Source organism: Cellvibrio sp. (assembly GCF_039207905.1).
Taxonomy (GTDB): domain Bacteria; phylum Pseudomonadota; class Gammaproteobacteria; order Pseudomonadales; family Cellvibrionaceae; genus Cellvibrio.
The window spans coordinates 1-21,209 of record NZ_JBCECX010000012.1 but is presented as its reverse complement, the minus strand read 5'-3'; the positions used below and the strand labels follow the sequence as shown (position 1 = coordinate 21,209).

General features: G+C 46.0%; 14 protein-coding genes. 2 read left to right on the top strand and 12 right to left on the bottom strand.

The window, feature by feature from the left end; translation table 11 throughout:
• Positions 1 to 26 precede the first annotated feature (26 nt).
• Both AAGC78_RS09070 and AAGC78_RS09065 read left to right on the top strand, forming a co-directional pair.
• A complete protein-coding gene (locus tag AAGC78_RS09070; RefSeq protein ID WP_435783748.1) occupies positions 27 to 1,529 on the top strand; it encodes a tryptophan halogenase family protein in 1,503 nt (500 codons plus the stop codon).
• A gap of 156 nt (positions 1,530 to 1,685) precedes the next feature.
• Positions 1,686 to 3,203 (top strand): tryptophan halogenase family protein, encoded by a 1,518-nt coding sequence (locus tag AAGC78_RS09065; RefSeq protein WP_435783747.1) that lies wholly within the window; start codon positions 1,686 to 1,688, stop codon positions 3,201 to 3,203.
• Positions 3,204 to 3,310: 107 nt separating this feature from the next.
• Here AAGC78_RS09065 and AAGC78_RS09060 read toward each other — a convergent pair whose 3' ends face one another.
• The 12 genes from AAGC78_RS09060 to AAGC78_RS09005 form a co-directional block, all read right to left on the bottom strand.
• Positions 3,311 to 4,825, bottom strand: a complete 1,515-nt coding sequence (locus AAGC78_RS09060) for a tryptophan halogenase family protein (RefSeq protein ID WP_435783746.1) — start codon at positions 4,823 to 4,825, stop codon at positions 3,311 to 3,313.
• A gap of 12 nt (positions 4,826 to 4,837) precedes the next feature.
• Positions 4,838 to 6,352, bottom strand: coding sequence for a tryptophan halogenase family protein (locus tag AAGC78_RS09055; protein WP_435783745.1), 1,515 nt, complete (start codon positions 6,350 to 6,352; stop codon positions 4,838 to 4,840).
• A 129-nt stretch (positions 6,353 to 6,481) separates the two neighbouring features.
• Positions 6,482 to 9,544 carry a TonB-dependent receptor gene (locus AAGC78_RS09050; protein WP_435783744.1) on the bottom strand — a complete coding sequence of 1,021 codons (3,063 nt, stop codon included), beginning with the start codon at positions 9,542 to 9,544 and terminating at the stop codon, positions 6,482 to 6,484.
• A gap of 331 nt (positions 9,545 to 9,875) precedes the next feature.
• Positions 9,876 to 12,365 (bottom strand): glycoside hydrolase family 9 protein, encoded by a 2,490-nt coding sequence (locus AAGC78_RS09045; RefSeq protein WP_435783743.1) that lies wholly within the window; start codon positions 12,363 to 12,365, stop codon positions 9,876 to 9,878.
• 180 nt (positions 12,366 to 12,545) lie between these two features.
• Positions 12,546 to 12,980, bottom strand: coding sequence for a group I truncated hemoglobin (locus tag AAGC78_RS09040; protein WP_435783742.1), 435 nt, complete (start codon positions 12,978 to 12,980; stop codon positions 12,546 to 12,548).
• Positions 12,981 to 12,982: 2 nt separating this feature from the next.
• The gene (locus AAGC78_RS09035) at positions 12,983 to 13,876 is read right to left on the bottom strand and encodes a DUF3034 family protein (protein ID WP_435783741.1); all 894 of its coding nucleotides are present in this window, start codon (positions 13,874 to 13,876) and stop codon (positions 12,983 to 12,985) included.
• 2 nt (positions 13,877 to 13,878) lie between these two features.
• Positions 13,879 to 16,200, bottom strand: a complete 2,322-nt coding sequence (locus tag AAGC78_RS09030) for an EAL domain-containing protein (RefSeq protein WP_435783740.1) — start codon at positions 16,198 to 16,200, stop codon at positions 13,879 to 13,881.
• Between the two features lie 12 nt (positions 16,201 to 16,212).
• Positions 16,213 to 16,893 carry a methylamine utilization protein gene (locus AAGC78_RS09025; protein WP_435783739.1) on the bottom strand — a complete coding sequence of 227 codons (681 nt, stop codon included), beginning with the start codon at positions 16,891 to 16,893 and terminating at the stop codon, positions 16,213 to 16,215.
• Between the two features lie 47 nt (positions 16,894 to 16,940).
• On the bottom strand, positions 16,941 to 18,632 hold the full coding sequence (locus tag AAGC78_RS09020; protein ID WP_435783738.1) for a GGDEF domain-containing protein: 1,692 nt from the start codon (positions 18,630 to 18,632) through the stop codon (positions 16,941 to 16,943).
• 189 nt (positions 18,633 to 18,821) lie between these two features.
• Positions 18,822 to 19,472, bottom strand: coding sequence for a thiol:disulfide interchange protein DsbA/DsbL (locus tag AAGC78_RS09015; protein ID WP_435783737.1), 651 nt, complete (start codon positions 19,470 to 19,472; stop codon positions 18,822 to 18,824).
• Between the two features lie 140 nt (positions 19,473 to 19,612).
• The gene (locus AAGC78_RS09010; RefSeq protein ID WP_435783736.1) at positions 19,613 to 20,263 is read right to left on the bottom strand and encodes a thiol:disulfide interchange protein DsbA/DsbL; all 651 of its coding nucleotides are present in this window, start codon (positions 20,261 to 20,263) and stop codon (positions 19,613 to 19,615) included.
• Positions 20,264 to 20,477: 214 nt separating this feature from the next.
• Entirely contained in the window at positions 20,478 to 21,161 is a 684-nt protein-coding gene (locus AAGC78_RS09005) for a c-type cytochrome (RefSeq protein ID WP_435783735.1), read from the bottom strand.
• Positions 21,162 to 21,209 lie beyond the last annotated feature (48 nt).

Below are 21,209 nucleotides of genomic sequence, written 5' to 3'. Positions count from 1 at the left end.
ATTGCTTTGAAATAACTGGTGCACTTATGACTGATTCGCGCATTCGCTCAATTGTAATTCTCGGCGGCGGTACCGCCGGTTGGATGGCAGCAGCGGCATTGGCCAATCGGTTCAAGCAGGGCACTACCAAAATTACTCTGGTCGAATCTGCCGATATAGGCATCATCGGTGTAGGTGAAGCAACGGTTCCCTACATCAAAGAATTTCTGCAAGACTTGAATATCAATGAAGTTGATTTTATGCGCGCGACCAAAGCGACCTATAAACTCGGCATTGATTTTGATGGCTGGTCTAAACCCACTGAAAAATTCATCCATCCATTTGCTGGTTACGGCGCACGTATTGCGCGCATCCCTTTCCATCATTATTGGGCAAAAATGCGCGCGCAACATAAAGCGCAGGGATTGGATGCTTACTGTCTTGCAGTGCAAATGGCGCGACACAATAAATTTGCGCTGCCAAAAGCGAATAATGATATTGAATTATCGAGTTTTAATTACGCATTTCATTTTGATGCTGGTTTATTCGCCAATTACTTAAGCGGTATTGCGCAAAAGCTGGGCGTAAAACGCATCCAGGCAAATGTCCAACAGGTCAACCAATGTCCCGATAGCGGTTTTATCCAATCGTTAGGCTTGGATACTGGCGAAAAAATTGAAGGTGAATTCTTTCTTGATTGCTCCGGTTTTAACGGTCTGTTAATCGAAAAAACACTGCATACCGGTTATGAAACCTGGAACCAATGGCTGCGCTGCGATCGCGCTGTCGCCATGCCCTGTGCGAGTACTCTCGCTCCTGCCTCAGCGACCCGCTCATTGGCAATGGATGCTGGCTGGCAATGGCGTATCCCGTTGCAACACCGTGTCGGCAATGGTTATGTTTATTGCAGCGATTTTATTTCCGATGAGGCTGCTGCCGAAAAATTGCGCGAGAACCTTGAGGGTGAAGCGCTGGCCGATCCGAAATTTATCCGCTTCACCACGGGCATGCGTAAAAAGGCCTGGAATAAAAATGTATTTTGTCTGGGGTTGGCGAGCGGCTTTATGGAGCCACTGGAATCCACTAGCATTTATTTAATCCAGTCGAGCCTGACACTATTGCTGAACCACTTTCCCAACAATCAGTACAACCAAACATTGGTTGATACCGTTAATAACAATCTGCGTATCCGCCAGGAAAAATTGCGCGATTTCCTGATCCTGCATTACTACGCCAACCAGCGCCAGGGTCAGACATTTTGGGATGAATGCCGCACCATGAGCATTCCGGATACTCTCGCTGCGCGCATCGAACATTTTAAACAGACCTGCCAACCGCAAGTTGATGAGCTGGATTTTTTCGGCACCAACAGTTGGCTTGCCATGTTTTCCGGTTTCAATATCCAACCTAACTACTACCACCCGGTGGTAGACGATTTTGATGCGCAACTGGTTGAGAAAGAATTGAACGATATTGCAGCAAGTATTACTAATACGGTTAAAGGAGCACCGACGCATTTGGAGTTCATCCAGCGTAATATTATTGGATAGTCATAATCAATCAGGCACCGCCCTGCCTCACCACCTGCTGGTGACAAAATCGGCTATGATGGCAATCACGCAGTTGTATTAAAACAATCAAAACTGCATCTGAAGATAACTGCCACAGCATAACGATAGCGAAAAACACAGCAGGTGATTTCACACATGTCACACCCACCTATTTCAAAAATTGTCATTGTCGGTGGTGGTACTGCCGGCTGGATGGCCGCCGCCAGCTTGTCACGTTTTGTTGCCAACAGGCCCATCAGTATTACCCTGATTGAATCCACCGCCATAGGTACAGTGGGCGTAGGCGAAGCAACTATTCCCAGTATTGTCGATTTCAACAATTCTATTGGTTTGGATGAGCTGGAATTTATCCGCGCTACGCGTGCCAGCTTTAAACTCGGCATTCAATTTGAAAACTGGCGCACCCAGGGCGACCGTTTTTTCCATCCATTTGCTGATTACGGTATTAATTTCAGTGGTGTTGAATTCCAACATTATTTTTATCGTCTGAAAAAAAATAACCCGACTGAAGATTTGCACGATTATTCAATTGGCAGCCAGCTGGCCAAACACAATAATTTTGCACAGCCACGCGAAAATCCTGAAAATCCACTGGCAGACTATTCTTACGCCTACCATTTTGATGCTGCACTCTACGCGAAAGTATTGCGTGAACTTTCCATCTCACGCGGCGTAGCACACATCGATCAAAAAATTGAAAAAGTAAACCTGCGCGACCCGGACGGATTTATTGAATCGGTGCTACTCGATAATGGGCAGGTTATAGAAAGCGACCTGTTTATTGACTGCACCGGATTTAAAGGTTTATTAATTGAAGAAAACCTGCATACCGGTTATGAAGATTGGCAACAATGGTTGTTGTGTGACGCAGCAGTTGCCGTGCAATCACTGAACACCACCGAACCAACGCCTTTCACTCGCGTTACTGCACTGGATGCAGGTTGGATGTGGCAAATTCCACTGCAACATCGCACCGGTAATGGTTATGTTTTTTGCAGCCGGTTTTTGGATAAAGCAAAAGCAGAAGAAACCTTATTGCAACGCATTAGCGGCAAAACCATCAACACCCCAAAACCTTTTGCATTCAAAGCCGGTCGCCGCAAAAAAGTCTGGAATAAAAATTGTTACGCACTAGGGCTTGCTTCCGGTTTTATTGAACCGCTGGAAAGTACTAGCATTTCGTTGATTCAAACCGGCATCACCCATCTACTAACCTTCTTCCCGGATATGTCTTTTGATGCAGGGATGATTGCTGAAGTAAATCGCCGCCATCAACATGAAATGGAACGTATCCGCGATTTTATTGTGTTGCATTACAAACTCACAGAGCGCACCGATACCGAATTCTGGCGCTACTGCCAGGCAATGGAAATTCCACCCAGCCTCGAGCATAAACTGGAATTATTTAAAAGTTGCGGTCATATTTTGCAACATGAACCGGAAGCCTTTGAAAAATCCAGCTGGCTGAGTATTTATAATGGTTTTGGAATTATTCCGCAGCGCACCGATAATCGTATCGATCACTTTAAAGATGCCGATATCGCCAACCAATTAGCAAAGATCAAACAAGTGCTGGATCAAGCCGGGAAAAACGCAACCAGTCATGCGGAGTTTATTCGCAGACATTGCGTTGCGCCGGATTTTGAAAGCTAGAACAGAAAAAACAATTCGCGGATATTGCGAAATATATTCCGAATGATCACAGATACATGAATGCATCTGCGAGCATTCGGAATCAGCACTAAAAATTAGTTAGCATATTACGTCTTTTTGACCGGACAATGCTGACGAAGAAAGTCTCCGTGAGATGGCAGTTTCATCACCGTATCACGAATCGCTTTTGCACCCTGATTCAAAGAATGCGCAAGCTTTTGGCTATCCAATGCATCCACCAGCGGATGGTATTTTTTCGGGCGAACATTCATCCCCTCCAAAATAGAATACCAACTATCTGCACCGAACAAATCTTCCGGATGGTGCTTTAGTTGGCCACGATGGCCGAAGAGTTCAATTTTTTCGCGCAAACTATCAGGGATATCCATGTTTTGGCACCAACGCCAAAACTCTGTGTCATCCCGTTTTGTAGTGCAATAATGCAAAATTACAAAATCACGAATCTCGACATAATCCCGTGCAATTTCACTATTAAATTGCTGCTGCAAATTTTCATCAAACTGCTGGTCAGGGAAATTACGGATAAAATGAACCAAGTTCCGATACACCAAATGAATTGCAGTGGATTCGAGCGGCTCAATAAAACCGGACGCCAAACCTAGTGCCAAACAATTGTTATGCCAGATTTTTTTCCGCATACCGCTCACAAACGGAATGATGCGCGGCTCCTGGATAAACTTACCGTCGACAACATTTATTAATGTTTGGATGGCTTCATCATCGGAACAAAAATCGCTGGCAAATACATAGCCATTACCATCGCGATGCTGCAAAGGAATTTTCCAGGTCCAACCTGCAGCGCGCGCAGACGCCACAGTGTAGGGTAATGGATCGCCAGTATTTTCTGTTTGCCCAGCCACCGCGCGATTGCAAGGTAAATAGTTGGACCAGTCTTCGTAACCAACCTTCAATGTTTCGGAAATTAATAAGCCTCTAAAGCCGGTGCAGTCGATAAAAAAATCGCTCGTTACTGTTTCACCATTAGTAAGTTGTAGCGATTTAATAAATTGTCGCTCATCGGTTTGCACACTAGCGACAGTAGCTTCAATTCGCTGCACGCCGCGCGCAAGCGTGATTTCCCGCATATGGCGGGCGGCATAGGCTGCATCAAGATGCAATGCATAACCATAAGTTGCCAACGGGGTATTAATCAGCTGTGGGTCAGCAGTAAAGCGATGCTCTTCCGACATAATACCGGACGGTGAATGATCCATCCAACGTGTCTCATTTCCATCAGCCAGGGTTTTTAACCAGACTTGATAGAAATCATGGCCATCGATATTGCGGCCAATTTTTCCAAACGGATGAAGAAAATGGTGCTGTTGCTGATACCAATTTTCAAACCGGATTCCCAATTTGATACTGCCTGCAGTCGCTTGCATAAACTCTTTAACAGGCAGGCGCGCATCTTTTAAAAAGGCCATAAACGATGGCACTGTTGCTTCACCAACACCGATAGTGGCTATATCGGGCGATTCAATCAATGTAATTTTAGTATTGCTACCTTTTAAAACGTTACTGAGCAAACTGGCAGCCATCCACCCGGCAGAACCACCACCAACAATACAAATTGATTCGAGCGGCTTTTCTGTATTTTTCATAATTTGGATGCCCTACTGCATAGACATTTTGCAATGCTGGTTGATAAATTCCTGATGGGTTGGCAAATCAACAACCGCATTACTAATTGATGTTCGCATTTGCTCCAAACTTTTTTTCAAATAATCGACATTTAATCGATCCACATTTTCATTATATTGTTTGGGATAAAATTCGAATCCGTTATAGATCGCCAACCAGGAATCCGGGTGGAATATCTCCCAAGGATAATGCAATAAATCACCGCGCTCACGATAGGCGTCGATTTTTTGCTGCAAAGATTCAGGTACCGACATAGCACTGCAATAACGCCAGAATTCACTGTCATCACGCTGACTGGCCTTGTAATGCAAAATAATAAAATCCCGTATTCGCTCCCACTCAGTTGCTGTCACTTGATTAAAGTGATCAATCGCAACCTGACTAAAATAAGGTGCAGGGAAAGAGCCGCAAATTTTTTCTATCCCCGTTTCGATCAAGGCAATACTGGTACTTTCCAGCGGTTCTAAAAATCCGGATGAAAGTCCAATAGCGATACAGTTTTTATTCCAGGCCTGTGCACGCCTGCCAGCGGTAAATTTAAACTTGCGCGGTGAATGCAGTGTTTTTCCATCGATATTTTGCAGTAGCGTTTCTTCCGCTTTATCGTCATCGATAAATTGGCTCGCATAGACATGACCATTTCCCTGGCGATGCTGCAACGGAATTCGCCATTGCCAGCCAGCCGAATGTGCTTTTGAAACCGTCCTTATTGCCGGCTCACCCACCAGCTCTGATTGCACTGCCATAGCACGATCACACAGCAGCCACTTGCTCCAATCGACATAGGGTGTTTTTAAAGTGTCGGAAATTAATAGTCCATTAAAACCTGTGCAGTCGATAAATAAATCGGCGGCAATTTTTCGTTCACCATCCAGCGTCAGACTTTCAATAAAACCATTGTCGGAGTTCAGGTTAACGGCGCTAATTTTTGCATCTATATGGACCACACCTTTTTGCAAAGAATGCTCGCGCATCAGCTTGGCAAAGAGTGCTGCATCAAAGTGCAATGCCCAATCAAAAATGGACAGCGGTGACGATGGCTGTTCTGCAGGGAAGGTAAATTTGTTGGCACGTGCCATCGCAATACCGAGTGAATATTTTTCCAACTCGGTGGTATCACCCAGCTGTTGCAGCTTGAGCCAATAGTGATGAAAACGAATGCCATTAGCATCATGCCCAAACACACCAAAGGGGTGAATAAATGAGGTATTCGGTTTATGCCAGTCTTGAAATTCAATACCTAATTTTATAGTGGCACTGGTTTTACGTATTACATCCATGTCGTCCATACCCAACGACTGATAAAAGCGACGCAATGTAGGAATTGTCGCCTCACCTACACCAACGGTCCCTATCACACTGGATTCAACTACGGTGATGCTGATATCGGTTTTAGAAAAATGCTGGCTTAATTTTGCAGCCGCCATCCAACCAGCTGTGCCACCGCCAGCAATAACGATTGATTTGACGAGATGATTTTCGCTCACGGATTGCTCCACAGGATGATGCACTGATTATTAACTTTATTATGACTAAAACAATAAAGCCACGGTAATTGCTTACCGTGGCTTTATCTGGATTAACACAAGTTCATCTAATCCGATTTACATCAGGATTTAGAATTTGAAACGTGCACCCAATGCCCAACGAGCCTCATAAATGTTTTGGAAGGCTTTTTGATCTTCAAACTCTACATAAGTTTGTTGGATCTCTTCCAGAACGTTAGAACCATTCAAGTACACAGCCCATTGATCATTAACGTTGTAAGTCAAGTTAACGTCCATTTGGCCATAGTCATCCTGGTACAAGGATTGTTGTGCAGTCGCAGGGTTACCTGGAGTAATCAAACGTGAAGAGCGGAAGTTATAAGCAACACGCGCCGAAATCAATTCGTTTTCATACCAAGCTACTACGTTGTAAGTGTCTTTTGAGTTGTTAGTAAACGGCAACTCTTTACCACCAAAACCTTTACGCTCCTGGGAACTGTCAGACAAGGTGTAGTTTACGTCGAAGCCCATGTTGCTAAGTACTGGAGCATCAGTTACGTCACTAAGAGCAACTTTTGCAGCCAGTTCAACACCTTGAACTTCACCGCCTTTACCTTGTACCAAGGAAGTGAATTGCCATGGACCACGACGTACACCATCGGAATCAGGCTCATCAACCATTACAGTACCGTCTTCGATGAAACTATCAATTTCAATCTTAAACAGACCAGCACTCAACATAGATGCATTGCCAACATACCATTCGGCAGATAAATCATAGTTGGTGGAACGGATTGGATCCAAATCAGGGTTACCAGAAAGGCTACCGTTAGCAACACGCATACAGTTACAGTCGTTGTTAAACACACGACCTACTGATTTACCACCACCCCATTGCAGCAAGTTCAGTGGCATCATGCTTTCACCGTAGGCAAAACGGATCTTCACATCTTCAGCGACATCTGCAACCAAGTTCAGAGAAGGTAAGTAATCGGTGTAAGAACGCTTGGTCACTACATCACCGGTATCAACGTTAGTGCCTGAGTGAGGCAACTGAGCACCAACCTCATTCGCCACGATAGTCAGGTCAGTTTCGATTACTTTCACACCAACGTTACCGCTGACAATGCCGTAAGCCAAGTTAGCTTGCAGGAAGTAACTGAACTCTTCCAATTCAACACTGAACGATTGACCAGGGTTGATGATTTTGGATTGTGGACCAAATACTTTTTCCTGGAATGCCAAAGTGTCGTCGAATGTATGCGGATCGATTACCCATACACCAGGAATACCTTTAACACCACCAAAGTCGTCAACCCAGATAACCTTATTGTGCTCATCCAAACGAGTTGGTTTGAACAAAGTGTAGTTTACGAATTCGTTGTTATAGGCCTTGCCATCTTGATCAACGCCAGTAACCAACTCACCTTGAGCCAGAGTAGGATCACAAGCTGAAGCAGAACCAGCAAACTGATCTACCGCTTTCCACTGAGCAGAACATCCGCCATTCAATTTACCGAAGTAAGAAAATTGGCTACTGTCTACTGAACGACTGCTATTACGTGCACCGAAGTCAACGCTAGTTAAGAAAGGCTGATCTTCAAATTCATAATTCCAGCGAGTGCTGAACGTTTCCAAAGTTGCATCACGATCAGTGTTGTTTTCTGAAGAAAATGCGCCGATATGATAAGTATCAATATCAGCCATGTACTCAGCAACAGTACGTGCACCTTTGCCACCATTAACAACTTGATCAAAACCACTAAAGGTTGGGTGTGAACCTGAAGTGTCATAACCAATGCGGAAACGGCTTTCAATGGCGCCTGGAGAATAAGCAGCAAAGCATCCGCCATTTGCACCAACAACCAAATCACCACGCGAAGTATCACACTGACTCGCAGGAACCAAACCACCAGGGCCATCTACCCAGTTTCTACCGCTACCAGCAGGACCGTTTTCACCGGTATCGATACTGAGCATGTCGCCTTCACCGTAACCATGGCGCATCGCAGCGTTAGCATCGGCACGGGTCAAACGAACTTGACCAGTCAAGGCACCATCGTTGTCATAATTCAATTCAAAATTATAATTTTGCGATTTTTCGTGGTTATAGTTTGTTTGCGCGAATGATTGTAGACGATAAGGTTCTGCACTAAATGCAGTTACCGAACGCCACTCGTTTCCTTCATAAGTAAAGCTGTCTTTACCGTATTCAGTAGCAGTAGCGTAGTTAGCAAATGTTTGCCAACGGTTATTGTGCGAGAAACCTGCACGGCGGTTCCAACGCTCTTGATCGCTGTAAAAATAATCTGCAACCAATTCAAAACCATCGCCCAAATCAGCTTGGAATGACGCATTCAAACCATCACGTTGACGCTCTTCTGCCTTATGGAAAGCAGCGAAGCCCTGTGGAACCAAGTGGCGAATATTAGGATCACCAAGAGGAGTTTCACCCCATGTATGGCTGTTGTTGGTAGCACCGATACCACCATTCTCAGAGGTATCGAAGTAACCATTAAAGTCAGAAGCCAGATTCTTCTCAGTGGTAGCACCAGCAAGCAAGAAGCCAATACGATCATTTTTCCAGTTAACCAAACCGGTAAAAGTTGGATCGTCTTCTTTGCTGATTGAACCTTGGTCAAGCTCACCAGTACCAACAAACGTCCAACCATCATCCATATCGAATGGACGACGGGTTTTCAAATTAACAGTACCTGAAATGCCAATAGCGGTATTAGTTGCCAACGGCGATTTATAAACATCAGCGCCAGAGAATAATGTTGATGGCAAGTCACCGAAGTCAGCTGCTGACTGGTCAATAGTGGTCGCGCTCAAGAAAGTCTCACCATTTAACGATGAACCTACATTGCCCAAACCACGGATTTGAACCGGACCACCTTCACCTGCAGTACGGGTAACCTGAATACCAGGGATACGCTGCAAAGAGTCTGCAATTGTCACGTCTGGCAACTTACCGATATCTTCTGACGAGATTCCGTCCACTACTGATACCGCATTACGTTTGGTGTTAATCGCACTTTCTTGCGCAGCACGTACACCCTGCACCACTACTTCTTCAATATCATCCTGCGCCTGCACGCCGGATGCGAGCATCGCCAAAGTTGCCGCTGACCCGCACAGCACAACCTTGCGATTCACTCGTCTAATTGCATCTCTTAGTGTATTCGTCATGACTATCCCCTTGCTATTTTTAATGTGATAAGCCCCGTACAACGCTGCGGAACCAAAAAAGGACAACGTTGTCGGCTGTTAACATAGAGCCAACTGGACAACGTTGTCAACAGTGTGTAGATTCGAAACAAACGTATAAAAACTTTTACTTATCAATGAGATAAAGAATTTATTAGTAAAAAAACAGGCGCGTGTTACAAAAAAAAACAGTTGTCTACTGGAGACACGGGAATAAATATGGATGAGGAAATGAAAAGCGCAATCAAATGAGAAAGGCTTAAGTGCCAAAATGTCATAAAAATGTATTTTGGCGCTCAATTAGTTATAAGTGTTACTGGGGTTGGGATGTATTTAACTTATCAACAGCCAAGGCCAAAAACATGTAATTGGCTTCACCACCACCCATCACATATTCAGTTTGTTGCCAGAAGAACGGCCAGATTTTTAGCTCGGGTAAATCCGGTCGAATAAGTGCTGTACCGGAAATTACGCCGCCGGGAATGTACGACCAATCTGCGCGATTTACACCGTAAGCAACCAATGCCGAGTTGGCACCGACGCCCGACGCAAAGCTCTGCGTGTTTTCACCCGGATGAACACCCAGCACAAAGTTGAGTGCATTTACATAAGAATCGGTATCGGTAAATTGCGGCCAGGATTTATGGAAGAAATACTGCTTAACGCCAAACTCCTGCACGCTCCAACCTGCGCCCCAAATATTCGGCTTATAAGGAACACCATAAGGTGATTCCGTTTTAGCGCGCTCGCGTACAGTTTTTTGATAGGCATCCACCGCGCTGTTAACGGCACTGACAAACTGCTCATCCTTGATGGATGGCATAACACGTCCAATCGCCCAGCCGGTTTTTTCGATATCACCGACAATGTGCTGTTGCAGACTAATTAATTCATCGCGATAGGTGCTATCGCCAGTAGCGAGAATTAATTCTGCCAAGGCAAAAATACGCACATCCTGCTTTTTGGTTTTAGGAGCAGCAATTTTGTACAAGGCCTGCGCCGCATCCAGCGCTTCTTTGGACATTTGCGGGTTGTAGGTTTTCAGTACCCGTGCAGCAGCAGCCAAACCGGCAGCGGCATCCAATTCGCGCTCGGGATTATCTTCAGTAAATACCCAGCGATCATCCGGTGTGCCGGATTTGCCGTTCTTCACTTCACCGTCTTTCAAGGAAGGGTCATAGGGCAAATTATCGGTTTGCACCATGACATCGCCCAATAAAACATATTGGCGAATCGTCGGCTCGATAATGCCGCGATACAAACGACCCATGGCTTTGTAGCCGCCGAGCACACTTAATAGACCGTGCTCGATTTGTTGCAGTGCATCATTTTTGCCATCGGCGACATGAATCTCGACCAGTTTCTTCTCTTGATCAATCAAGGTAGCGTCGTGATTCAAATTAAATTCTTCCACCATAGTCGCAAGCAACCACACAGTGCCCATCTGCGATTCAACGCGCAAATCGTAATCGCCCGCATCGTGCCAGCCACCGGCATCCAAACCGGGAACGCGTTCACCGGGTTTGAATTTGGTGCGCGTGCTTCCATCGGAAATATAACCGTCGATGTGATTGAAATTCAGCGGCATCATCAAGGCATCGTCCTGGTGATCCAGCCCATGCCAAACGCGGTATTTTTCATTCACGCGCATGTGGCACATTTGCACCGGCAAAAAATATTCGAGCGTGGGCTGCCATGCATGGCGCGATAACACATCATCGCCGATCTTGAACGCATGGGAGGTTTTATCGCGGTAGCTGATTTGATACATACCCGGTTGTTTAATATCCGAGAAATCGTAAGTCATGTATTGATAGCGCAAGAAATTGCCCCAGGGTTTTACCTTGGCCTTTTTAACTTCAGTTTTTCCATTTTCCGATAACTTATAAATTTTGATTTCCGATGCTTTGGTATCACGCTTGTCTTGCTCAATCACCACTTGCTTGGGTTGTGCGGTACCGTAACCGACTTGTGATACTTGAATCACCGGTTCGTAAATCCAATTTTTAATCACATGGGGCGTTACCACCCATTCCAACGCTGCTTTGGTTTTATTGGCCGGAATAACACCGCGCACAATGTACCAACCGTTGTTGTGATTAGCGCGGCCATCCCATAATTCCAACTCACCGGTTTTGCTTTCAATCGTCATGCGCTGCTTATCAGCATCGGGTGCTACGATTAACTTTTTCCCGGTTGCCAGCGCCGCAGTTAAAAACTCGCCGTGCGGATTTACCAGTGGGCCATTTGGCTGACGCGGGAAAATTCCGGTCTTGTCATCCAGCAACCAGGATTTTCCAAAAAATTCACCGGGGAAAATTTCAAAATTAAAACCAATCTTTCCCACCCAATCTGCAGGCAATGGACTTTCCAAATCAACACTGATTTTGAATTGATTATCTTTCAGTGCAGTTACGTTGACCTGATAGGTAAATTTCAGGTCGGGGTAAATAATCGGATTAAAACCTTTGCGATCCTTACTGGGATCGGGATAAGAAAGTGTTTGACTAATTGTCTGCGTTTTTTTATCGACGATTTGCTTTCCACCCACCGGCATTGGCGACCATTGCCCAGGAGAAATTTCCAGGCGCAAATCGCCGTTGGCCGCGACACGGCTACCGTGCTGGATTACCGTCACGCCAGTTTGATGTCCATCGGGATAAATATCGCTAAACACAGTAACGTTAAGCCCCTGCATTTCGAAATAATCTTGATTGTTTAATGCCAGTTCATCGGCAACAGCAGAGGTTGCCAACATAATTGAGGCCGCGAGCAAGCTCGCCGCATAGACGGATTTATTCATAGGTAAATGCCACTATTGTTATAGGAATAAAGTGTTATTGGTATGTGCTGTTATCCAACCGCTGCAAGGTTATTGCAGCACTTATAGTCAGGTCGGATAAAAGCATAAACCTATGTGGCAGGAAGGAGTCACACTAAATTTGTCGATATAGGTTAAATAATGTTAAGCATTTGCTCTGCATTACTGATAAACCACATCTTTATAAGCGGGCGCCAATTTGGCGAGCAGCTTGTTTTGAGTGGCAACCGGAATTCCACGCTGCTCCATCGCCAGAATTAAATTGTCCACAATCGCATTGAACTCCGTATTTGTGTAATTGTGCCCAGCATGTACCTGCTTCATATTTTCATTGGCGTACTGGCAAGGGCCATCAGCTACCTGGCAAATATAATCGCTCAATCCTTTTTTAAAGTGCTGCATATTCACACCTTTATATCGCACCTTTATCCGTTCATCTTTAGCGATGATAAAAATAAGCTCGCGCACTATATTGTCGATACCCTCATACTGGCCCAACTCGTCATAAAGGGATGGTTGATTTTGTTTGTTTGCACAAGAGATTAAAAATCCGCATACAAAAATGCCAATCATTAATTTTACAATTGCATTCATCATTATTAAAAACTCCCCTGTAATGACAAGTACCAACCCGTCTGGTCTTTAAAGGTAGCGACCTCACCCAAGTCAACATAAGCTGCAACTACTGCAATTCGTTTGGTTGGAAACCAGCCGACAAAAACGGTTTGCCAATCATCCTCTTTAATAAAGGATAAATTATTTGGCTTCTGGCGATACTCTGCTCCCACCAGCCACTGGCGATTTAATAACACACCGGCAGATACTTCCGGCAGCACCTCTTTATCATCATTTTTATCGCCTCCAAAACCGACAAGACCGGTTTGATTGGCATTGGTGTAACGCAGATTGGCGTTGAGCAATAAGTTGCGATTAAAAAAGCCACCCAAAATTAATTTAGTCGCAGTTAGATTAATATCCGTACCTGAATCTTTTTTTGCGCCCACCGCACCCGGTACCAAAAAATCCAGATTCTTTTTATGCTGCACGCCAATACTGATTTGCGGTACAGGTGTATAAATTAAATCGCCAAGCACGCGCACTTTGGCAGAGATAATGCGCTGGCTAATGGAATCTGTCGGCAAACTTAACGCGGCAGTTAATGAATCGTGCGTTAACTTCTGCTGTGCAAACGATAATTCCACACGATTGCGCCAACTCACACTTGCCCCAACCACTTCCAATTGGTAATCACCCGTATCCACGTAGCTGCCAAAAGCAACAGCACCCTGCTCCTCCTGCGCACCATATCCGGAAAGCACTGCCATAGGCACTATGCCGCCTCCCGCTGCACCTTCAATAGTGCTGGCACCGCCTGTTGCCAATAATCGACTGCGTGAAATTGTGCTATCGCTGTCCAAATCCAGAGTCGCAGCAAAAACAAAACCAGATGAGAACAAGCTTACAATTGCGAAACAATAGCGGCTAATTTTCATGATCATAATTCCATTAAGTACTGGTGAATCCACTGGATAAAATCTTTTGCCGGTAAAGGTTTGCTATACAGATAACCTTGCGCCGTATCGCAGCCATAGCTTTTTAACAAATCCTTAATTGCCTCAGACTCAACACCTTCAGCTGTAACACTTAACCCTAGAGTGTGACCAAGATCGATAGTTGAACGCACAATTAATTGATCATCTGCATTGGTTGCTAAATTTAAAATAAAGGACTTATCAATTTTTAATTCCGATACTGGCAATTTTTTCAATTGCGATAACGATGAATAACCGGTACCAAAATCATCAATCGATAAGGTCAACCCCAAATCGCGCAAGCGGCGCAGATTATTCAAGCACTTATCAGCCTCGCGCATAATCGCGCTTTCAGTGATTTCCAAATACAAATTTTCTGCTGGCACTTTATGTGATTGCAGCAATTCAGCCACATAAGCCGGAAGATCATCGATCAACAAATCCAAAGCCGATAAATTTACCGAACAGGTAATTTTTATATTTTCATCCAACAACTTCCGCAATTGGGCTATAGCCGTTTTTAAAACCCAGCGCGTTAGGATCGTAATCTGGCCCGAGCTTTCGATTACGCTAATAAATTCATCGGGGCTGACAAAACCGAGTTCGGGATGACGCCAACGCACCAGGGCCTCTGCACCTAAGGTGTCTGGTTGCTCAAGATTAATTTTCGGCTGGTAATACAAACTGATATGACCGGCACTGAGCGAACTTTCAAATTCACGGAATAACAGTAGGCGGCGTAGATGCTGCTCATCCCACCCCTGTTCATACCAACAGCTGTTTTTTTCTGTAGCTCGTCCCTGATTCAACGCAAGATTAGCGCGGCGGAAAAGTGACTCTGCGGAGTCAGCATCCGTTGGATAGGTCGCGATACCAATATTGACTTCAATGCTGACTTGCAACCCGCTAACCATTAGCGGTGTTTTAAATGAGGTATGAATTAAATCCGTAAGCTCTGCAATAGTCTCATTACTTTCTGCCATTAAAATAACCAGAAACTCATCGCTGCCTAAACGCAGCACATCACCGTGCGTGAGAATCCGACCGATTTTTTGCCCCACTTCACGCAGAACTGCATCACCAATCTCCTGACTTAGCTCGTCATTAATTTGCGTGAAGTTTTTTATATCGATTACCAACAAATACACCTGTTGGTTTAAGGGGCGCGAACGCGATATCGCGCCTTCAAGTTCCGGGAAAATACGCAGACGATTGGGTAGCCCCGTAAGCGGATCATGTTCCGACTGATGGATGACTTGTTGTTCACGCTCACTAATGGCTTTTTGCATACTGATAAATGCACGCGCCAAATCACCCAGTTCATCTTTGGAGGTGACCGCAATCGGAGTCGTATAAAAACCGCCAGCAATTCGGCGTGCAATATCCGCCAGCAAACTAACCGGGCGCGTAACGCTGCGCGCGAGAAATAACGCAGCCACACCCGCCAGTGCAGAAAATACCAATGCCAAAATAAAGAGCTGAACATTTAAGTGTGAAAAAGGGGCTAGCACTTTACTCAGTGGAACTTGCAAAACGGCAAGCAAGTGATTGTTTTGTCGCGCAGCGGGAACAGCGAGTGAAATAAGATCATCGTAAACAAAAACTTCACCCTGTTTTTTTTCTTCTTCCAGCTCCAGGGTTAAACGTTTAATAAACTGCTCATCCAGGGTTCCGCTTAAATAATGAAACTGGTTGCCATCATGACTGACAAAAGAAACTTCCAAGCCTGTTAAACGTTGTAGGTCCGCACTGAACTCCTGTTTGATCTCAAAGCCCATGCCAGCCAAGCCAATGACCACTGGCGCTTTAACTGCAAACATTACAAATTGGTAGGCGCGTCCATCGATCAGGATGATGTCGTAGGCTTGGCCGCGGGTTTGTGCTTGTTCTTTCAAAGAATTGAATTCCTCAGCAATTTGCAATCCAAACGACTGGTCACTCGCAATTAATTTTCCATCGGCAGTAATCAATATACCTATGTCAGCTTTAACCCGGGCGGAATGATTAATTAGCGCTGAAGCAATGGTTTTTTCATCGCCCGTTGCGACAGCATCTTTAAAACCAAAATCTTCAGTCAGAATTTTTACCGATAGCGCCAACTGTTCTACATTTTTTTGCATGATGCGGGTAAATAATTCGCCGCCCGCCAACAGCTCCTCGCGCGCGTTTTGGGTAACGGCTTTGCTGATGACCAAACGTGTCGCCAAATAGGAAATGGTTTCAAGCACAATCACCAAACCAATCAAAAAGGCGAGCAGTTTGAGCAGGTAGCTGAATTTCGGCATGCTTTTACCTGATTAGAATAAATTAGAAAATTCGTCGTCTGGTTTAGCGGAGGATGGTGGCGATAAATTATTGAGCGTGACGGTTTTTTTCTGTGCAGCCGTCTCTACTAGAGTGAGGCTGGCTTCGGGATAGTTACCGCTCAGTTGCGGATGAAAAATTTGCAGTTGATACTCACCTGCGGGCGCGCTAATAGCAAGCGCACCTTGTTCATTAGAAATAGCAAAATAATCTGTTTCCACTACAAAAATGTAAGCCACCATCGAATCGTGAATATTACAACCGAGTACCACCATGCCCGGCTTATCAAATAACACGGGTTCAGCCGTCAGGCCGTGATACAAACGCAATTCAAATTTTTTGGCGGGTGAAAAGGAGTAGACATGATGGCGGATATCATCACCATTGGGAAAACGCACCTGGGTATTGACGCGAATTGCCAACACGCTCGGAACAAACATTTTTTGGCGCTGATCCATAATCGCCGTTGGCTGCGCTGCATAATTTATTTTTTGCGCAGGCACCAATGCCGCCACCGCATCCTTGATGGGCTTGCCTTGGGAATCAACAACCGTCAATTCAAATTGCGCGGCATAACCGGGCAGTGCAACACAGAGAAAATACGTTAATAAAAGTCGCCAGGTAATTTTGGATAGTGTTGTAAGTATTGAAGTCCTGTTACTGGTGGTCATCATCTACCTCTCCATTCGGAATGCCTTCGAAACACCTATCTGAAAAACGACTAACGGGCTAAATGACAGCGATTTCTCCCGCTTGATTTTGCGTTGTAGAGCGCCTGATCGGCGCGTTCAAACGCTGTCTCCAATACATCGTTAGCTTTAAATTCTGTAACGCCAACCGACAAGGTGATCGACATAGGCTGGTCTTTGTAATTGAATGCCGCGTTTGCAATTGCCTCGCGCACTTTTTCCAACACACCCAGCGCGGTATCGCTATCGGTTTCCGGCATTAACGCAACAAATTCTTCGCCGCCGTAACGGCAGAAAAAATCCACCTCGCGCAAACGTTTTGCAATCGAGCGACCAATCACTTTAATCACACGGTCGCCCGCTTGATGGCCGTAGCTATCGTTAATACGTTTGAAGTGGTCGATATCAAAAATGGCAATGGTTAACGGCCTCCCGTAGCGTTGCCAGCGCTGCACTTCAGCACTGGCACGCTCGTTATAAGCTTCGCGATTCGGCAATTCCGTGAGCGGATCATGCAGCGCTTTTTGGCGATGACGCTCAAGGCTGGTGCGATTTTTTTCCGCCTCCACTTCCATGGTTTTAATTTTTGCACCCAGCGCTACCAACTGCTCGGCCAAATGCTGTTGCGCATGATCCGTTTGCTGATAGTGATCGATAACCTGGCGAATATTGCCCAGCTGGGATTTCACCGTATCTTTGAGCTGATTGATATCGGTCGCGCTGTCGGCGGTATTTTCCAAATCGCTCATTTCACGCATGACATCCGCTTGTAATTTGCGTGATGCTGCACGTTCATCTTGCGTATTTTTTACTGCACCGCCGAGCAACATATAAATCTCGGCGAGTTCCTGATTAACATTTTTTAAATAAGTCGCGAACGCCTGATTCGCCGCGAGATAAGCTTCCACCACCAAATCGCGCACACCATTTAGCGACGGGATGAGAGTATCCGCAGTGATGCCTTGCTCCAGTTTGCGGCGCATAGCATCAGCTTTGGGTTTAATGGTTTCATCGCTTTCAAGGCTATTAAAAAATTGATTAAGCACCGCCAGTAATTGCGTGGCGTACTCACTTGTTAAAAATGTTGTTGGCGGATTGCCCGGTGTAGCTGCGCTCGCTTCAGCGATTGGCGGCAAATCGGCGATGATGTGTTCATCTTCTGTACTCGCAACTTCATCCTGTTCCAGCTCTACTTTTGCCGCCGTTTTTCCACCCAGAATTTTGTCGAATAAGCCCGCCTTGGGTTGTTCGATTTCGCTCAGCGCTTGCTGCTGGATACTCGCCAGCTGCTGCAAGAGCGCTGGATACAGGCGCACTTTTTTGCTGCGCTGTGGCAGCTGCATCAAATAATCGCTCAGCTCTTTTTTAACACCGCGTGACAAGCGGAAGTTATGCAGCGGTTTGGTGGTATCCATCAATGCCTGATGGACTTCTTTTGCGCCCTCTTCGCGATGCTGTTCAAAAGCCAGAGCCGCGCTTTCCAACTGCGATAACAATCCACTCATATCAACTGAGCTGATATCACCGCGCAGTTTTTCACGCAGTTTGGACATGATCTGGTCGAGTGATTCGTCCTGCCCATCGGCGGCAATACTGACCCTGACTAACGCGCTACGCAGCAACTCCTGCTGGCTGGCAAACTTCTTTTCTAACTGCTCTTGCTCATCCAGAGCATTGAGATACTTTTCTCGCCAGTTATTTTTATCGCTGGAATTGACTGTCATAACAACGTTGGAACCTGCTGGATTGTGCCTGAGGGGGGAGGTATTCCAGAGTATAGCCAGTGATCGCCAATTCACCGTTCCGTCGCGCAAAAATCCTTAACGGCCAGACCGATAAAACCCCGACCGCTAAAACGACAAAACCCGCAGCGGTTTCCCACGGCGGGTTTTGTTTGGATCTATATCCGTAGATTACTGGGCTGGCGCTTTAGTACCGCGCTCGGCACGTGCTTTCGCCACCAGGAAATCCACCACTTTGAGCATTTCTGCATGGCCACCGGCCATGGTTGTACTCACGCGGTATTTACCTTGCACGACCATCTCGGGCGTACTGGTAACCTTATAGCCACGGATGCGCGCTTCGGCTTGTTTGATCTGACTGGTTACACCAAACGAGTTGTAAGTGCTCAGCGCTTTGGCTTTATCGACACCGTAAACGGTGAAAAAAGTGGCCCATTGGTCTGGAGTATTGATTTGCTTATGCTCCAAATGCATAGCGTTGAAGATTGCCATATGTGTTTTGTCTTTGATTCCCAAGGCAACAGAGGTGTAGTAACCGCGAACCAGTGGCTCGACCTGCGAACTCCAGGCAGCATGAGTTTGTACAAGGTATACATCTTTACCCTGCTTCTTTTCCCATGCTTGTAACAGCGGCTCAAACTTGAAGCAGTAGCCACAAGAATAGGCAAAGACTTCGGCCACTTCGATTTTGCCCGTGTCAGCGGTGCGCACTGGCTGTTCCAGAACCGCGTAATGCTTACCTTCCACAAATGCAGCCGGCGCTCCCTGAGCGGCAACAGATAAAGAGAAAGCCAAACCCAGCAGGGCAATCAAAATACGCATAAAACACTCCTTGGTTCATTATTGTAAATAAGATGATCTGCACCAAATAACTGCAGGTTAAGCAACACCAAAACATCTGTAGGAACAAAAAGACCTGCGCCAGTTTCCTGAGGCAGGTCTCTTTCAATCAGCAATAAAACTTACTGAGCTGGCGCTTTGGTGCCACGCTCAGCGCGTGACTTGGCGACCAGGAAATCTACCACTTTGAGCATTTCTGCATGACCACCGGCCAGACGTGAACTCACGCGGTATTTACCTTCTACCACCATTTCTGGAGTGCCGGTAACTTTGTAGCCGCGCGCGCGCGCTTCCGCTTGTTTGATCTGGCTGGTTACGCCGAATGAGTTATAAGTGCTCAAAGCTTTCGCTTTATCAACACCATAAGTGGCGAAGAAATCGGCCCATTGGTCTGGAGTATTGATTTGCTTGTGCTCCAAATGCATGGCATTGAAAACTGCCATGTGGGTTTTTTCTTTGATGCCCAATGCAACCGAGGTGTAGTAACCGCGAACCAGTGGCTCCATTTGCGGATTCCACATTGCATGGGTTTGCGCGAGATATACATCTTTACCTTGTTTCTTTTCCCAAGCTTGCAGCAGTGGCTCGAAATCGAAGCAGTGTGGGCAAGAATAGGCGAATACTTCCGCTACTTCGATCTTACTTGGATCGGCAGTGCGAACCGGTTGCTCCAGCAGGACGTAGTGCTGGCCTTCCAGATATTGGCTTGACGCCTCCTGAGCACAGGCGCTCAGGGAAAAAACCAGACCCAGCAGGGCTACCAAAATACGCATAAATCGCTCCTCAGTGCTTTTATTGTCAAAAGATAATGTGTGTGAATCATGAATTGTGTTGGATTACAGCGGGATTAGTCCTGCAAATGTCATCCAAGTTCCCAATCTGGAGCCGGATTCTCCAGCGCGCAGCAGATTCTGTAAAGTAGGGATACAAAAAAGGCGACCGAGGTCGCCTTTTCTTATTCGTTTAACATCAAGTTTAATGATGTTATCAGTGCAAACCGGCAATGAAGTTAGCCAATGCAACGATTTCCGCATCGTTCAACTTGTCAGCTACCGCACGCATGATCATTTGGTCGCCGTCGTTGGTACGGTCGCCTGAACGGAATGCACGCAATTGCTTCTCGATGTATTCAGGATGCTGGCCGCTCAAACGCGGGAAGCCTGCCGGGATGTTGCCTTTACCATCCGGTGCGTGGCAACCGGTACAAGCAGGTACACCAGTAGTCGGATTACCGGCGCGGAAAATACGCTCACCGAGTTCCAGACCATCAACTTTGATACCTGAGTTCACTTGCACTTCAATTTTCTTGGAGCCAGACAACTGGGTAGTCTGCGCCGCAAAGTGCGCCGCTATGTCAGCCAGGTCTTGTTTGGTCAGCGCTGCAAGCTGACCAGTCATTTCCGGAACTTCACGACCGGTAACGGCTTTCTTCACCGGGTCTTTTTCGAGGTCCCATTCCTGGATATCAGTCATCTGCTTCAGCAGGTAACGCTCGCCCAAACCGGCCAATTTAGGGAAGGTTCCCATCAAGCTATTGCCGTCAGCACCATGACAAGCGCCGCATACGGCTGCTTTAGTAGCACCAGCAGCAGCATCTCCTGCAGCGATGGCGCCCTGGGCAACAGCAACTAAACCCAGTGATAAAAGTGCATTTCTTACGATATGTTTCATTGGCTAATCCGATTTGATCGATGAATCTGATTGTTATGCGTGCGTCTT

What these genes read in the sequence shown, in the direction of transcription:
- AAGC78_RS09070 (WP_435783748.1), top strand. Translation starts at nt 27, where the DNA reads ATGACTGATTCGCGCATTCGCTCAATTGTAATTCTCGGCGGCGGTACC.
- AAGC78_RS09065 (WP_435783747.1), top strand. Translation starts at nt 1,686, where the DNA reads ATGTCACACCCACCTATTTCAAAAATTGTCATTGTCGGTGGTGGTACT.
- AAGC78_RS09060 (WP_435783746.1), bottom strand. Translation starts at nt 4,825, where the DNA reads ATGAAAAATACAGAAAAGCCGCTCGAATCAATTTGTATTGTTGGTGGT.
- AAGC78_RS09050 (WP_435783744.1), bottom strand. Translation starts at nt 9,544, where the DNA reads ATGACGAATACACTAAGAGATGCAATTAGACGAGTGAATCGCAAGGTT.
- AAGC78_RS09045 (WP_435783743.1), bottom strand. Translation starts at nt 12,365, where the DNA reads ATGAATAAATCCGTCTATGCGGCGAGCTTGCTCGCGGCCTCAATTATG.
- AAGC78_RS09040 (WP_435783742.1), bottom strand. Translation starts at nt 12,980, where the DNA reads ATGATGAATGCAATTGTAAAATTAATGATTGGCATTTTTGTATGCGGA.
- AAGC78_RS09035 (WP_435783741.1), bottom strand. Translation starts at nt 13,876, where the DNA reads ATGAAAATTAGCCGCTATTGTTTCGCAATTGTAAGCTTGTTCTCATCT.
- AAGC78_RS09030 (WP_435783740.1), bottom strand. Translation starts at nt 16,200, where the DNA reads ATGCCGAAATTCAGCTACCTGCTCAAACTGCTCGCCTTTTTGATTGGT.
- AAGC78_RS09025 (WP_435783739.1), bottom strand. Translation starts at nt 16,893, where the DNA reads ATGATGACCACCAGTAACAGGACTTCAATACTTACAACACTATCCAAA.
- AAGC78_RS09020 (WP_435783738.1), bottom strand. Translation starts at nt 18,632, where the DNA reads ATGACAGTCAATTCCAGCGATAAAAATAACTGGCGAGAAAAGTATCTC.
- AAGC78_RS09015 (WP_435783737.1), bottom strand. Translation starts at nt 19,472, where the DNA reads ATGCGTATTTTGATTGCCCTGCTGGGTTTGGCTTTCTCTTTATCTGTT.
- AAGC78_RS09010 (WP_435783736.1), bottom strand. Translation starts at nt 20,263, where the DNA reads ATGCGTATTTTGGTAGCCCTGCTGGGTCTGGTTTTTTCCCTGAGCGCC.
- AAGC78_RS09005 (WP_435783735.1), bottom strand. Translation starts at nt 21,161, where the DNA reads ATGAAACATATCGTAAGAAATGCACTTTTATCACTGGGTTTAGTTGCT.